The organism is Methanoculleus caldifontis, from assembly GCF_032842345.1.
Taxonomy (GTDB): Archaea; Halobacteriota; Methanomicrobia; order Methanomicrobiales; family Methanoculleaceae; genus Methanoculleus; species Methanoculleus caldifontis.
The window spans coordinates 1,282,040-1,297,492 of sequence record NZ_WBKO01000001.1 but is presented as its reverse complement, the minus strand read 5'-3'; the positions used below and the strand labels follow the sequence as shown (position 1 = coordinate 1,297,492).

12 protein-coding genes are annotated in these 15,453 nt (G+C 61.6%); 7 read left to right on the top strand and 5 right to left on the bottom strand.

Annotated features, from left to right (window positions below; all coding sequences use genetic code 11):
• The first annotated feature begins 125 nt into the window (after positions 1-125).
• The 3 genes from F8E02_RS06590 (at position 126) to F8E02_RS06580 (ending at position 4,292) form a co-directional block, all read left to right on the top strand.
• Positions 126-1,232, top strand: coding sequence for a glycosyltransferase (locus tag F8E02_RS06590; protein ID WP_317064694.1), 1,107 nt, complete (start codon positions 126-128; stop codon positions 1,230-1,232).
• 76 nt (positions 1,233-1,308) lie between these two features.
• The gene (locus F8E02_RS06585; RefSeq protein ID WP_317064693.1) at positions 1,309-2,427 is read left to right on the top strand and encodes a glycosyltransferase family 4 protein; all 1,119 of its coding nucleotides are present in this window, start codon (positions 1,309-1,311) and stop codon (positions 2,425-2,427) included.
• Between the two features lie 659 nt (positions 2,428-3,086).
• Complete coding sequence (locus tag F8E02_RS06580) at positions 3,087-4,292, top strand: glycosyltransferase family protein (protein ID WP_317064692.1); 1,206 nt, start codon at positions 3,087-3,089, stop codon at positions 4,290-4,292.
• An 83-nt stretch (positions 4,293-4,375) separates the two neighbouring features.
• Here F8E02_RS06580 and F8E02_RS06575 read toward each other — a convergent pair whose 3' ends face one another.
• Complete coding sequence (locus tag F8E02_RS06575; RefSeq protein WP_317064691.1) at positions 4,376-5,281, bottom strand: GNAT family N-acetyltransferase; 906 nt, start codon at positions 5,279-5,281, stop codon at positions 4,376-4,378.
• A gap of 592 nt (positions 5,282-5,873) precedes the next feature.
• Here F8E02_RS06575 and F8E02_RS06570 point away from each other — a divergent pair.
• The 4 genes from F8E02_RS06570 to F8E02_RS06555 all read left to right on the top strand — a co-directional run bounded on the left by F8E02_RS06570 (position 5,874) and on the right by F8E02_RS06555 (position 11,029).
• Positions 5,874-6,773, top strand: a complete 900-nt coding sequence (locus F8E02_RS06570; RefSeq protein ID WP_317064690.1) for a GNAT family N-acetyltransferase — start codon at positions 5,874-5,876, stop codon at positions 6,771-6,773.
• Positions 6,774-7,790, top strand: coding sequence for a GNAT family N-acetyltransferase (locus F8E02_RS06565; protein WP_317064689.1), 1,017 nt, complete (start codon positions 6,774-6,776; stop codon positions 7,788-7,790).
• A gap of 204 nt (positions 7,791-7,994) precedes the next feature.
• Positions 7,995-9,767 carry a C45 family peptidase gene (locus F8E02_RS06560; protein WP_317064688.1) on the top strand — a complete coding sequence of 591 codons (1,773 nt, stop codon included), beginning with the start codon at positions 7,995-7,997 and terminating at the stop codon, positions 9,765-9,767.
• Positions 9,764-11,029, top strand: coding sequence for a polysaccharide deacetylase family protein (locus F8E02_RS06555; RefSeq protein WP_317064687.1), 1,266 nt, complete (start codon positions 9,764-9,766; stop codon positions 11,027-11,029). Before F8E02_RS06560 ends, F8E02_RS06555 begins: the two co-directional genes overlap by 4 nt.
• Positions 11,030-11,070: 41 nt before the next feature.
• Here the strand turns inward: F8E02_RS06555 and F8E02_RS06550 are convergent, their stop codons facing one another.
• The 4 genes from F8E02_RS06550 to F8E02_RS06535 all read right to left on the bottom strand — a co-directional run bounded on the left by F8E02_RS06550 (position 11,071) and on the right by F8E02_RS06535 (position 14,860).
• Positions 11,071-12,561, bottom strand: a complete 1,491-nt coding sequence (locus F8E02_RS06550) for a lipopolysaccharide biosynthesis protein (protein ID WP_317064686.1) — start codon at positions 12,559-12,561, stop codon at positions 11,071-11,073.
• 112 nt (positions 12,562-12,673) lie between these two features.
• Entirely contained in the window at positions 12,674-13,471 is a 798-nt protein-coding gene (locus F8E02_RS06545; RefSeq protein WP_317064685.1) for a hypothetical protein, read from the bottom strand.
• 47 nt (positions 13,472-13,518) lie between these two features.
• Positions 13,519-13,881, bottom strand: a complete 363-nt coding sequence (locus F8E02_RS06540; protein ID WP_317064684.1) for a hypothetical protein — start codon at positions 13,879-13,881, stop codon at positions 13,519-13,521.
• A gap of 22 nt (positions 13,882-13,903) precedes the next feature.
• Entirely contained in the window at positions 13,904-14,860 is a 957-nt protein-coding gene (locus F8E02_RS06535) for a glycosyltransferase family 2 protein (protein WP_317064683.1), read from the bottom strand.
• Between the last annotated feature and the right edge of the window lie 593 nt (positions 14,861-15,453).

Sequence of the window (15,453 nt, the reverse complement as noted above, 5' to 3'; positions counted from 1 at the left end):
GAGAGCACCTTTGCGGCTGCAAGAGAGAGAGTCGCTGCAATGAGCAACGACAATACCGGCGCCGATGGAGGTATACGATGAGGGTGGCACAGGTAACTCCGTATTTTCTACCGCATAACGGCGGAATGGAGATGTACGTCTACAACCTGAGCAAAAACCTGATCAACGAGGGTCACACGGTCGAGGTGATAACCGCAAACGTTCCCGAAGGAAGGAGCGTCGAGGTTATGGACGGGATCCTCGTCCGGAGGCTGAAATGCCTCGGGGAGCCGCTGAGAAACCCTCTCGTTCCGTCCATATTCCTTCTCTTAAACGAACTCAAAAAGTTCGATGTCATCCATATCCATAACGTCTACAGTTTCACCGCGCTCTCCTTTCCGATACTGAAGAAGTTCTGCAAGATCCCCATCGTCCTCACGCATCACGGCCAGTTGATGTTCGGCGAGCCGATGAAAGACCTGTGCGTGCGGATCTACGAGAAGAGCGCCAGGGGGGTCGTTTTAAACTCCGTTGATACGGCCGTAGCCCTCTCGGATTCCGACGCCAGACAGATATCGCAGCAGAACGGCGGCACGGCGGCAGATCGCAGCCCGTCCGGTCACCCTCGAAACGTGGTCACGATTCCGAACGGCTACGATGACGGAAAATTCCGGCCGATGGACACCCGGGAGTGCAAGGAGGCGCTGGGCCTGCCCCCGGACAGGAAGATGATCCTGAACGTCGGGAGACTCTACGGCGCAGTCAAAGGGCACGAGTACCTCATCGAGGCGATGTCACGGATCGTGAAGAAGCGAAAGGACGTCCTCTGCGTGATCGTCGGTCCCGGAAGGCTCTATGACACCCTTGACCGGCAGATACGGTCGCTCGGCCTCGAAGAGTATGTCGTGCTCGCCGGCGGGAAGCCTCACGACGAGATCCCGCTCTGGCTGAACGCCTGCGACCTCTTTGTCCTGCCGAGCCTCAGCGAAGGCAACCCGACGGTCATGTTCGAGGCCTTCGGATGCGGGAAGCCCTTCGTGGGAACGAGAGTCGGCGGAGTTCCGGAGATCGTCACCTCAGACGATTACGGCCTGCTGGTGGATCCCGCGAACCCCGACGATCTTGCCGAGAAAGTCCTGACTGCGCTGGACCGGGAATGGGACCGGGAGGCGATCCTCGCATGCTCGGAGCAGTATACATGGGAGAACATCACGAGAGAGATCGTCGGCGTATACGATCAGGTGCTGAGATGAGAACCGGATGGCTGCCGGTTTCTCCCGCCGTACCCTGCCCGACAACGCCCTTTCCGGGGGAGACGGAGACGTTCGCATGAGACTGCTCGTCTGCACGACGGAATACTTCCCCCACGGCGCAGGCATGGCCAACGTCGTCTACAACATCGTCGAGCAACTCAAATCGAGAGGCGTGGAGTGTACGGTCTGTTCCCCGAAAGGCCCCGATATCAGGCTCGGGAGCTGGCCCCTGATAGAGAAGGCGGGTGTCGTCGGGCTGCTCAACTACTGGTACCGGGTCTCGCAGCATTTCAGGGACAACGATTACGATGCTGCCTGGCTCCAGAATCCGTTCATCGTCGCTGAAAACCCGTTCAAGCGCTGTCTGGTGACGATGCACTCGACGTACTCCGGGTCAAGCGATCTCGGGGTCGGCAATCTTCCATTTCACCTGTACGAGTCGGTTGTCGCCCGGATAGAACGCTCCTGCCTGACCCGCATGCCTCCCGCCACCCTCTTCACCGGCGTCGGGCAACCGGTTCGCGAGGAACTCGAACGGATAGGGATCGCCCGGGACCGGATATTCTACATCCCGAACGGGGTTGACGTCAGGCGGTTCCGTCCCTCGCCCGACAGGAAGGCCATCAGGAAGAGGTTTGGCCTCCCGGAGGACGGCACCATACTCCTGAGTGTCGGACGGCTGATCCCTGCGAAACAGCCGTTCGCCCTGATCGAGGTCTTCTCGCAGATCGAGAGGCGACAGAAAGACGTGACCCTCTGCGTCGCCGGAGGGGGCGAACTCCTGGAGGCGGCAAGAGAGCTGGCAGAGAAGATAGGAGTAAAGAACGTCATCTTCCTCGGGAGCGTGGACCACGACAGGGATCTCCCCGGCCTCTACGCCTGCGCGGATTACTACATCATGACATCGAAGTACGAAGGAGGGATGCCGCCCCTGACCCTTGCGGAGGCGATGGCCTCGGGGCTGCCATGCATCGTCTCCGATATCCCGAACCTCGCCATCGTGAGGGAGGCCGACTGCGGGACGACGGTCTCCCTCGACGATACCGCAACGGCCGCTGATACGATCGTCCGCTACCTGGACGGGGAGCACCCCGACCATGCATCGAATGCGAGGGCCTACGCCGAGAGGATGCTGAACTGGGAGGTCCTCTCGATGAACTACGCGAATATGCTCGAGCGCCTTGCTGCGGGATGAAGGGGCGGGGAAGACGCCCGGCCCGCGGGGAGACCGGGCCGGGGCCCGTCCGGCTGCTCCCCGGTACCGGTACTTCGCTAATTTTGGCACCCGACATCGGACGATACGGCCTCGTGCGATGACTTAACACGGGGTTCGCATCACCCAGACACTGGACTTCGCACCTCTCGGCACTCGAACTCCGGACGTCCCGTCCGTCGCACTTCGCGTCTTCGCGTGAGTTTTCAGTACAGAGGGGTGTGACAGAGCCTCACGCGAAGCCGCGAAGAACGCGAAGTGCGAGCGTAAGCGAGCATGAGAAGCCCTCAGGCTTCGAAGGACGACGTTCCATCAGGAACGGAGTTCGAACACCGCAGGTGTGAAGCGTGAACGAAGTGAGCGTGAGCACCGTCAGGTGCGAAAGGCGACGTTCCCTCAGAAACGGAGTTTGAGCACCGTCAGGTGTGAAGGGAAGTCAATGGTTTGATCTCCGGGTGGACTGCTTCAAATATTCTAACGAATTACCGTGTACAGGCACGGCCCCCGCCGCCGCGGCTGAGGCAGGAGTTCGAGGGGAGAGGGGCTTTCGCGGATACGAGCACCTGCAGGGGTCTGTCACGGCATGCCGGAGGTCGCTAGATATAAGCCGGATCGAGACGTCAGTGCCGGCGGGTACCTGTATGGACGTCATCGTTCTGGATGCACATCCGGTGGAGGATGTAAGGATTGAGCGGCATATCACCTACCTTGCCGGGCAGGGTCTCAATGTCTGCCGGATACATTTCAACTACCCCGACGAGTCCGCCGAACCGGGCATCTTCTCCCAGTACGGGGCAAAGGGGTTCAGGATAAACCGCTTCCAGTTCCAGGGGAAGACCAGGACCCTGTTTTTTATGGGATACTGTTTGAGGCGGAAGATACTTGCCGACTGCCGCGAAGCGCTCAGCGCACTCGGGATCGACCCCGCACGGCCATCCATCATTCACGTCCACGATCCCCTGCTGCTGCCGCTGGCAGGCATGCTGGCGAAGAACAGCCTGCCGAACTCCCGTGTCGTCTACGACAGGCATGAAGTCTATGAGGAGTGGGTTCACTTCGGGCGGTTCTCCATACCGCTCTTCTACGAAGACCTCGCAAAGCGGTGGATCTCCGGAGCGGTCGTCGTCTCGGAGCGCCACCTGGACGCGGTCGGCGGGTTGTTTCCAGGGTCGCAGGTTGTAGCGGTCCCGAACTATGCGGCATCGGCAGCCTACGATACGAGCGCGATCGATGAGAAGGTCCATCATTCCGGCCCTCACCCGGAGATACACGCCGTATACATAGGGAGCCTCAACAATGCTGCCGACAGGGACGTCGACCTCCTCCTCGAGATCGCCGATTCGGCCATCCGCGCATACGATAACGTGACCTTCTCCATCGGCGGAACCTCCATGGACGAGGGGTCGAGGGCGAAGATAGAGGAGCTCGCCCGAAAGCACGACGGCAGGTTCCGGTTCCTCGGCTATGTCCACCGGGAGAAGACGGTCGAACTCACCGAGAAGGCGCACATCGGCTTCCTCCTGGTGAGGCCGGACGCGAGGTACTGGGTGAAGACCTCGCCGAACAAGATCTACGAGTACCTGGTCTGCGGCACGGTTCCCATCGTCAGGGCCGATATCGATCACGCCGACCGGCTGAGAGCATGCTCGCTGATCTTTGACCGGACGGACGAGAATGAGACGGTCATACAGGCGGTCCTCGACCTGCTGGCTAACCCCGAAGAACTGAAGCGGCACATGAGCACCGCAAGGGAGCTGAGCACCGGCTACACCTGGGAGTCCGTGGCGTGCCGGTACGTCGAGCTCTACACCCGGCTGCTCGCTCCCGGTACTGTCTCCGGTCTCTGACCGGAGACCCCCGCGAGACCAGGGGGCTGCCCCAGGAGGGAGGCCTCGACGGTACGAGAGCGTATTCCGGGGATTACGCACGGTTAAGCGTTCCGGATCCCGGAGAGCATACCCCGGACCTTATACGATATCTGGATGGGCCTGGAGAGCAGGACGAGATTGTAACGGATCGGCTGGTACCGGGCTCCTAATTTTACCTTATTCTGGAAACGGGGGTTCTCCGGGTCCGGTCGCTGTCGTCCGAAGAACAGCCGCTCATACCCGTTCTTCCACGCCCAGTTGATATTCTCCCACATGACGTAGTACGCAGGGGTGTACCGGTTCGGGAGATCCCGGTTCAACGCCATGTAACTCCCATAGAAGGTCTTTCTGGCCGGATCGAGGAGGGCCACCGAACCGCCTGCAAAGATGTCGTCCTTTGTTAAAACGGTGCTCCGCAGTTCTTCCTGGGGGAAGAGGTCCCATACCCTCTCAAAGAAGGCAAGCGGCAGGATCTCGCCGCCGATGTGCGTCAGGTTCCGGGTGTAGTAGTGGTAAAAATCTTTGAGATCACCGGACTGGCGGACCTCGTGTACCTGAAACCCGTCGTTCTCGAACGTGCGTATGCTACGTTTCGTGCTCTTCGAGAGCCCGGCCCACAGGGTTTCGGGCGGGGTCTCCCGCAGGTCCGCGACCATATGGCCCGTATCCACGGTCGCCTCATGAGTGAACCCGATCCCGTTCGACAGGGCGGGGTGACTCGCATTGAAGTGGAGAAACGAGTACTTCTTCGCGAAGAGCGAAAAGATCGTATCGAGGCAGTCGGCGCCGAGCCGATCGTCGAGCACGATGCCGTTCTCTTCTGAATGAGGGACGCTGACGAGCCCTCGAAAATTCAACACCGACTGCTCGATCCAGGGGCTTATCCCGACGACCCGGCTATCGTTTAAGATGAGATAGTATCGCAGCTTCAGGTCAAAGACATCCTCAAGGATCTGCTTCCACCTCAAACCATGAAAGAGCGTCCCTTTCGAAGATTGGTCATTGAATTCCTCCCACAAGTGAGCGTTGTCATCGGATAACAGTTCGATCGTGCAGGCCATGAGGGGTTACCTGCCCGCTAACCGGTATTAACATTTTCACTTCCCGGAGGGATGCCCCGGAGGGAGGCCCGGGAGGGGTGCCCGGAGGGATGCCCGGAGGGATGCCCGGAGGGATGCCCGGAGGGATGCCCGGAGGGATGCCCGGAGGGATGCCCGGAGGGATGCCCGGAGGGATGCCCGGAGGGATGCCCGGAGGGATGCCCGGGGGGGTGCCCGGGGGGGTGCCCGGGGGGGTGCCCGGGCGCTCTCCGGAATCGTGCAAAGAAAGAATATCCTGGCAGGTCTTGACGATCGGGCAGTTCTGCCGGGACACCGGTTCAACCGGCCCTGTGGCGAGGGAAACCATTAATGCCGGTGTCGTTCAAGGTGCCCGCTCATGGCGTATGCGATCGAACCGCTATCGGAGAGCAACGCTCACCGGTGGGAGGGGTTCATCACCCGATCCCCGGAAGGGACTCCGTTTCACCGTCTGAAATGGAGAGATACGATAGAAGATGCGATGAAGTTGAAATCAAGATATTTCCTGATCTTAAAGGACGGAAAGGTCGCCGGGATATGCCCCTTCGTGGAGCAGTCGATGAACGTATTCAGAGGCCTCAACGGCATACCCCGTTCCGACTACAACAATATCGTGCTTCAAGAGAGTTTCGATCCCGACGACGTCAACGAGGTCTTATCCCTCTTCTCAAAGCGATACTCGTACCTGTTCTTTGACACCTACGACCCGGCCCTGGTGGAGGGGATCGAGTACGACAACATCCAGAACGAGGCCGGGAGCAACATGCTGCTCGACTTAAACCATAACCCCCCGGAGGCTATATGGAAGGATATTCTCTCCAAAGACGACCGCTATAAGGTCACCCGGTTTGAAAAAGGAGGGTTCACGGTTCGGGAGGTCTCGGACGGGGACGCCATCGAGGATTTTTACAGGTATTATACCGAGAACCTGAACCACATAAACGGGTACGTCCTGCCGCGTGCATACTTCCAGAGGATCATCGACATCTTTTCCCCGGATGAGGTGAGAGTTGCGGTTCTGACGAACAACGGCGTCTTTGCCGGCGGCAATCTGGCATTACTGGATCCCTTAACGAAGACGGCCTACTTCATACTCCTTGCACTGAACCGGAACCTCCCGAACAAATACTCGCCCACCCACTACCTCTCGTGGGAGGGCATCAACTGGGCGTACGAGAACGGCTACGAACGGATATCGTTCGGACGGGAGCGGCCGGACAACCCCCGCGTCCGGGGCAAACAGAGGTTCGGCGCGGAACCGGTTCCAGTCCATTCGCGGGTCGTCCTCCTCTCAAAAGCGGCTTCCCGGCTATACCGGTTGAAGAAAGCCGTCCAGGGGAGCGGGCAGGCGGATGAGCCTTCCCGGGGCAGGGTGTCCTGAATGGATCGGACAGAAGTCAGGGTACTCGATATCGACGAATATCCTGCATGGGACGCACTGGTCGCAACCTCTCCCCAGGGAACGGTCTTTCACACGAGCGGCTGGCTGGTCCGGACGGCGGGGTCGCTGAACCAGGCCCTGGCGATACTCGGCTGCTACGAAGACGACACGCTGATCGGGGGGTGCCCCCTTCTCCTGTCAAACCCGTATAAAATGCTCAGAATGGCCATGTCCGCGGCGCTCCTCGCCCCATACGGCGGGGTGGTGACGGCCGGGACAGAGAGCACGAAGCAGCGGGAGAGGGAGCTGCATACCGACAGGGTCGTCGCGGCCATCCGCGATCATATCATCGGGGAGAGGTTCGACCACGTGAACCTGGTCAACTCCCCGGGGCTTGGAGATATCCGGGGTTTCACCAGAAACGGCTGGGAGGCAAAGGTCTACTACACCTACGTGCTCCCGGTGAACAGCGGTGTTTTTGAGCGGATATCAAAGAATGCGCGGAGGAGCATCCGGAAGGCCGAGAAACTGGGCATCGTGGCGGCGGAGCATTTCGATCCCGAGGGCTACTGGACGCTCACGGAGAACACTTTCTCAAAACAGAACTCCCAGCCGCCGTTCTCCCGGCAGCACCTCATGAGCCTTCTGGAGATTGTCAGGGAGAAGGATCTCGGCGAGATGTGGGTCGCGAGGACCCCCTCAGACGAGATTGCTGCGGCCGAGATCATCGTCCGCGACGAAAAGGCGGTCCACCGCTGGTCCGCCGCCTCCGCGGAAGAGCACCTCAACACCGGAGCGGCATCACTGCTCCTCGGCGAAATCGCCGCTTCCTGTGCGGATAGGAACTGCTCTTCGCTCAACCTGATGGCCGGGAACCGGGCCCACCTGAGCACGTTCATAGCAAGTTTCAACCCGGATCTTGTCCCGTACTACGGCGTCGAGCGTTGCGGGATCCGGTTCCGCCTCCTGAGAGGAATAAAGGGGATCGCCGGAGGCATGGGTTCCCGGACGGCGTAGAGCACCTGCACGACGCCCTGCCTTCGTCGGGCTGCCTGCCCCGCCGGGATGGCCGGATGGGAGGAGGGGACGGGGGCCGCGATCGCCCTTCTCCCCGGCGACCGGTTCCGGCGTGAGCGAAATTTTAATATGCCCTCAGGTTTTGACCATGGCAGGCTCTTCCCGCCTGCCGGGAGAGGGCACGAGATAACCCGGGTGCAGAACATGGGACAACGAAACTCCATCCTGGTCGCAGCGATATTCGCTGCAATCATCATTCTTATCGCCCTCGTGGCAGGGATCGCTCTCTATCCGGGGATCTGGCAACTCCCGGCAGGGGATAGGGAGGTTACGATATCCGGCAACCTCACCTCCCGGGAGACCGGCTCCGGCACGACGTATGTTCTCGCGCTCTACCCCGTCGTTCTCCAGAAGATACGCGAGATGGAGACGGAGGCAGCGCCTTACGAGTCGGAGCACGTCGTCGCGTACACGACCCTCGACGCCCCCGGCACCTATACCATCACGGTGCCCCGGCCCGGCGAGTACCTCATCTACGCATGGCGAGATACGAACGGGGACGGGGGGATCAATCACGAGGACTACCAGGAGCCCATCGGGTGGTACCGGACCGACGACTACCTGCTCCCGGCGAATGTCCGTGCGACCGGTGATGGCGTTGAGGGTATCGACCTGGAACTGATCGCCCCGACCCCCTACCCTGAAGAGGAGCGGAGTGTCAGCCGGGGGGGCGGCGGGGGAACCCTGAAGTGGATGAAAGGCTACCCGGTCCTGCAACTCCGGGGGACCGTCGAGGAGCGGGCATACGCCCAGGGGTATCTCGCGGGTCCGCAGATCCGCGACTGGGTCGAGTACGTCGTGATCGAGTATTACGCCCGTTCCCCGACGCTGTACGAGAACAACCTTCTCCCCTTCATCAGGAGCAACTTCTCGGCGAACGACCCCTACGTCCCCGCCGTCGACGAGATGATCCGGGGCATGCAGGACTCGGGAACCGATATGCACATCGACGCCCTCGATCGAGACGTCACGCGCGACGATATCGTGGCGATAAACTCCCTGTATGCCCTGATGCTCATGAGGGACTTCGTCTTACACGAGGAGGACGCCCGGGAGGGCGGTCCGATGTGCTCAAACGCCGTCGTCTGGGGCAACCTGACGGAGAACGACGAACTGGCCGGCGGCGTGATCCACGGCAAGAACATGGACGGGGAGAACGACCTGCGGAAGGTCACGGTGAACACCCTGCTCATCGTCGCAACCGAACCCCCGGAGGGAAAACGGGTGGTGGGTGTCGACTGGCCCGGTTTCTATGGGACCTACAACGGCATGAACGAGGAAGGCCTGATCCTGGCCACGCACTCATCGACCGGGGCCGACCCCGCCCTCAGTGCAACGGACCTGCTCGATTACTCCACCCTCTACATGGAGACCCTCCTGCACTGCCAGAACATCACCGAGGCGGAGACCTACTGGAAATCGCGGGAGATAACCCGGACGGGGGGCTGGAACACCGCGATCTCGGAGCCCCGGAAGATCGATCCCGACGGGGTCCCGTCGGTGACGTTCGAGTCGGACTCCTACGGGATGGCGGTCCGGATGCCCGGCGACATCCCGCCGACCGGCATTCCCGCGATCCTGACGACCAACAACTTCTATCTCTACGACCCGAAGACAGGCGCGGCGGCGGAGGGAGACCCGGCACCCATCCTCCCGACCCACCACCGCTACATAGCGATGAACGATACCCTGAACGGGTTCATACACGAGGGCCGCAGCATCGGCACGCCCGAGATGATAGAGGTCCTGCAGTCGGCATCGAACTCCACCAGTTACAGCGGGGTAACCGAGTACAGTTACATAGGCTACCCCGACGACATGTCCTTCGCCGTCTCGCAGGAGGACCTGGAGAGGAAGATACTCGACGCAACATACGCGAACTTCACGAAGTTCTCCTTTGAGGAGGTCTTCCGGTGACAGGGCCGTCCGGGAGCCCGGCCACCAGGGAGGCACAGGGAGGAGGCAATGCCCCGGAGGTGCCCGGGGCCGAGACGGAAGCCCGGCCGGATCCGGGAACGCCGGCGTATCCCGGCAGCGTCCGGGAAGTAGATGCACCCCCCGGTCCACGGATGCAGGCTGGCAGGGAGGCCGCCTGCCGCATGACGGACCTGCTCAGACGGGATGGGGAGATCTGGGATCTCTTCACCAGGAGGGAGGAGTACACGGGAGGCGACCGGGACGGGTACGACCGGTTTCCCTACTACCGCAGCCGGCACCGGGACGTATGCGTGCCCCGGGCATCGCAGGCCCTCACAGAAGAGGGCTTCCGATGCGATTACCCGGAGTCGCAGCCGTTTGCGATCTGCCTCACCCACGATATCGACACGGTGTACCGGCCCCTCTCCATGAAGGGTTACGAGATCGCCAGGTCGCTGAGAGACGGGGATCTCGCGGGTGCCGGTCGCATTGCTCTCCAGCTCCGCTCAAAGAAGCTCCCCGCGTGGAACTTCCGCGAGATCGCCGACCTTGAGGAGGCCTACGGCGCCCGCTCGAGCTTCTACTTCATGGCCTTAAAGAACGGCGACCGGGAGTGCTCATACGCTATCGAGGACCTCAAGCAGGAGATCTGCACGCTCCGGGACCGGGGGTGGGAGATCGGCCTGCACGGTGGGTGCAGGGCGTATCGCGATCCGGCGCAGCTGCTCGAGGAGAAGAGGAGCCTTGAGAAGGTCCTCGACCGGGAGGTTGCCGGATACAGGAACCATTACCTCAGGTTCCGGGTGCCGGATACCTGGGAGCTGCTGGAAGAGGCAGGGTTCCTCTACGACACCACCCTCGGGTACCCGGACTGCACCGGGTTCCGGAACGGCATGTGCCACCCCTTCCGGCCGTTCAACCTGAGAACAGGCCGCGAGATGGAGATCCTGGAGGTCCCGCTCGTCGTGATGGACCGTGCGCTGCTCCTGCACATGCGGCTGAGTCCAGAACAGGCCTGGAGCGAGATGGAGCGTCTCCTCGCCGCCGCAAAACGGCACCACGGCGTGGTCACCGTCCTCTGGCATAACGAGTTCCTGCTCGATCCGTCGGCATCGCTCCGGTTCTATGAGAAGCTCCTGAAGTACGGCCGTGAGGAGGGCGCCTGGATGACGGGCGGTCATGAGCTTGCGGCCTGGTGGGCGAAGAACGGGCTGCGGCCTCCGGCGGGTGCCGACGCGGCCGGGTTCCGGGAAGGGATCTGACGGCCGCCCCGGAGCCCGTCCTGCCGGAACTCCCCCTCCCGTCACCGGAGCAGAGCAAGGTGCTCCAGCCAGTTCAGGTACTTCGGGGAGACCGAACCCCGGATCATCCCGATAACCTCCCTCCGGATCAGGGTATCCGTGAAGAAGATCAGGAGGTAATAGGCAACCGCGGCTATCCCTGCAACAACGAGCAGAAGCAGGAACGGGACCTCCATATACCTCCCCACGATGAGGGGGAGCGCAAGAACGACGCTGATCAGGAGGTGCCGGGCCAGACTGGAGAAGCTGTCCCGGTAGCCGATCCCTGACTCCCGTATGAGATAGACGCTCTTTGCCCCCCAGAGGATCACGCCTGCAGCCGAGAAGAGCATGAGCACCATGACGGGGTTGCCGAGAACGCCGCTGACGGAGAAGAGGAGCAGCCACGTGCAGAGGGTCGTGACCTCAAAGAAGAAGAAGGCCCTCTGCCGGTCGAGGACGCCGAAGAGAGATGTGATCGGGGAGACGGCAAACGTGGTGAAGAGCCACGGGGTAAGGATCATGGCATAAGTCCCCGCGGTGAGCCAGTCCGCACCGAAGACAAAGGTGAAGAGGTCTTCGGCGAGGATCGCGAAGAGAACGAAGGGGAAGAGGCCGACGGCGATGAGCCTCGTGTGGACCTCGCGGACCACGTTCCTGACGCTCCCCGTCTGGATCCTCTCCTCGCTTGCTTTCTGGAAGAAGACCTGCGTGATGGACGTTCCCACCAGCATCATGGGCAGCCGCACCGCCATGATCGCAAGAGCATAGAATCCGACGATGACGGGATTGAAGAAGTAGGCGAGCATGAACGCCGGCAGCTCCCAGGATGCACTGTTTGCGAGGCTTCCAAACGACGCGTAGATCGCGAAGCGGCTGTACCGGCGGGCGAGGTCCTTCATCCGTCCGGGTGTGACCGATCTCAAGAGGTGAGCATCCTCCCTGAGACTCCGGAGGTGGGGGATGATCGCGAGGCCCGCCCCGACCACCGAGCCGAGGATGAGTCCGAGCGGGGAGGCATGGACCAACCCGGCTCCGATCTGGAAGACCCGTGTCGATACGGAGTTTATGACCGTACCCCTGGCGATGGGGCCGTACCGGACCTTCCGCGAGAGCCAGTCGTTCAGGACCACGAAGAGACTGCTGAATATGACGAAAAACGGCAGCAGTATCAGATAATCGGCGATCATGGGCATATTGAAGAGCGCTCCGAACCAATCGCCGAACGCGACGAAGACAATGCCGGCCAGCGTGGCGATACCCAGCACACAGACGACGCAGAGCGCGAGGACGTTTACGGAATCTTCGTCCTCCTCCGTCACCATGATCGCGAAGTGGTAGGAGAGCGAGGAAACGACCGTGATCACCGTTGCTATGGAGAGGAAGAGCTGGTTGACCCCGAAGAACTCCGGGGCATAGATGCGCGTTGCCACAGGGATGAGGAGGACGGCAGCCACCTGGGCAATCACAGTGCCCGAGGTCAGTTTGAAGAGATTGCTGAGGAAACTCGTCATGCGGGGATCTCACGCCCTACCTCGGGGGATGGCAATATACCTTTTGCTCGCCTCTCCGGCACCCTGATACATGAGGCGAGTGCGACTGTCGGTTCCACCCCAGACCCCTCTCTCAGGGCTCTCCCGCCCCGGCGCACTCTTTGAGTGCGTAACGGATCTCCATGCGGCGGGAACCGGCCGCATCATCCAGGGTAACCCCGGCGAGGCTGACCTCGCACGCCAGCCCCTCTGCGATCATGCACGCGATCAGGCTGCAGATCGAGCAGGGAGAGAGCATGCAGAACTCCGGAGAGGTCTCGCGGAGGGAGGCACAGCCAGGGTAGAGGAGGTAGTTGTGGAGGCTGACGAGGACCGTGTCGCTTTCCCGCTTTACAGTCACCCGGTCGGCGACCGAGAGCAAGTCTTCGCAGACCTCCCGGACCGCACCCATCAGCGGACCGAACTCGGAGGGCAGAACGAGGGCGTCGCTGCTCTTGAGGTCCTCGAGGATGGGGGCCGCCAGGGGGCGGCTCAGGGTTCCCGTGCTCCCGTCGTGACAGGCGAATCCCCCCCCGTCGCCGAGAACCGACCTGAAGGCAGGCTGGGTCGGAATGAACTGCATGACCTTCCCCCCGTCGCCGTCCGGCGGAAGAAAGACTGCGGCTCCCGAACCGCCCAGGTCGCGGATGATACCCCCGAGGGCGGAGATGCCCTGCAGGGAGAGCCGGCTGGCCAGCCGCGCATCGATGGATGCGTCGCCGTCGAGCGCGAAGAGGAAGACGCCGGCGATGAAACTGCTTGCGCTCAGCATGAGTGTCGGGCTCTCCATACGCCGCGGATCAGCAAACAGAACTGCAACGAAGAGCAGAACTGCAAAGCCGACAAGGATATAGGAGCCGATCCTGTAATGTTTCGATCTGTCTGCTGCCATCTCTCTCACCCGGGCTGTTTCATAGGAGGCACAACTCGACCCGCCGGTCAGAGGCCCCAGTATTCAACGAGTTCCAGTATTCTCAGGAGTATGACCAGGCCAAAGACCGCCGTACCGGCCAGAGCCATACGATGAATATTCCGGATGTATCCGGGCTTCGAAAAGACCGGATGGATCGTATAGACGACGATGAAGAATCCTACGAGCGCGATGACCAGAAAGAGCTTGTGATCCGGGGGGTGCAGGAGATAGAGAAGACCGCTCGCAGAGAGCATCCAGGCCAGCAGAGTGATCGACGCAGCATCCGTCTTACGCATCGCTGAACCTATCATGAACCCGTCCATATAATACCTGCGGAGACCGGGGCTGACTGCACCGCCGGTCGTCTCGCCCGAGACCGTCCACCGCACGCGTCGGCCGGCATGGTGATACTCACTTATCTCCCTCCGTCCGGCGCTGCATCACCTGCAGGAGGACGTTCAAGACCAGCCCGGACTCGATCAGGAGGAGGCCGAGAATGAGCGCGGTTATCCCCAGCGTGAACATGACATAGTGGAACTCGCCGCTCCGGTAGAGCTCGGAGAAGGTGTAGATCCCCAGGCTGAATCCCGATATCGTGATGATGCTCCCCGGAATGCCGAAGAAGAGCATCGGCCGCTTGTAGCCGATCAGTCCGAGAACCTTTGTCATCACCCCCAGGCCGTGGGATATCGGGTTCTTCTTGTGCTTATGGGGAACGTCGTAGGTGACCGAGATCGGGACTTCGGCCATCCTCAGGCCGAGGGGGGCGAAGTGGGCGATCATGTCCGACTCGATGTTGTAGCCCTCCGAAGAGAAGGTCAGGTTCTCGAGGGCCCGTTGCGAAAGCGCCCGGAAGCCCGACTGCGAGTCGGTCGTCGCGAAGGTGCCGCCGTCGACCGAGAGGTTCGTGAACCCGTTGAGGACCGTCTGCCCGGCCCGCCGGTAGGCGGGGATCTTCGCTCCGGTGCCGAGAAACCGGGAGCCGATGACGAGGTCGGCCTCGCCGGCGAGGACCGGGGCCGCCACGGCCGGGATCTCGTCGGGGTTGTGCTGGCCGTCGCTGTCGAGCATCACGACGGCCCGGTAACCCAGGGCCTGGGCGCGGGCGAATCCGGCCATCATCGCCTTTGCCTTCCCGCCGTTCTTCGGCATCTCGATGACGTCGGCACCTGCGAGCCGGGCGATCTCCGCGGTCCGGTCGGCCGAGCCGTCGTCGACGACGATGACGCGGTCGGCGTGCTTCTTTGCGAGGAGGACGACGGAGCCGATGACCAGGCCCTCGTTGTATGCGGGAGCAATGACGGCGAACGGGTATCCACGCACCCGTGCGGCCTCCTGTTCCGCCGCTTCGGGATCGAACTCCGTCATGGGCGCGGTACGAGGGAGACGATCGTCTTTCGGGGCGCCGGTCCCCGGCAGGGGAGTCTGCGGGAGGGGGGAACTCAGGGAGTTCTCCCTCCCGGCGGTCTGCACGGAGATGCCGCCGGCAGGAGAATCCGAGCACGAAGCCCTGCGAGGATCCAAGAGAGCTTTCCGGGAAGTTACCTTTGCCTTATCGGCAAGAACGTCATACACAGTAGTAAGAACAGGCCAGTACACATGATCCCCCCATCAAGTGCCGCATCAAAGTGCTGAGACTCTATACGGACCGGTACGATACAGGACAGCCCCGGGCACGCATCCAGCCGGATGCTGTTCTCCCGGTCGCACCGCACGGACCCTGCCATACATCTTCTGCCATATATATTTTTCCCGATATGCCCGTCGGCACGGATTCCGGCAACCTGCTTCCTCGAGGCCTATCTGGCCGTCATAGCCTTTCAGATCCGACGGGGCACTCTCCGGATGGAACCCTGCCGTCCGGTACCGGGGATAACTTGCCGTGAGGAGGAGAGCGTTGCGAGAAGAGATGAAGAACGCCTTCGGAGGCACGGACGCCCGTTTCACGGAAGAGCGGCATC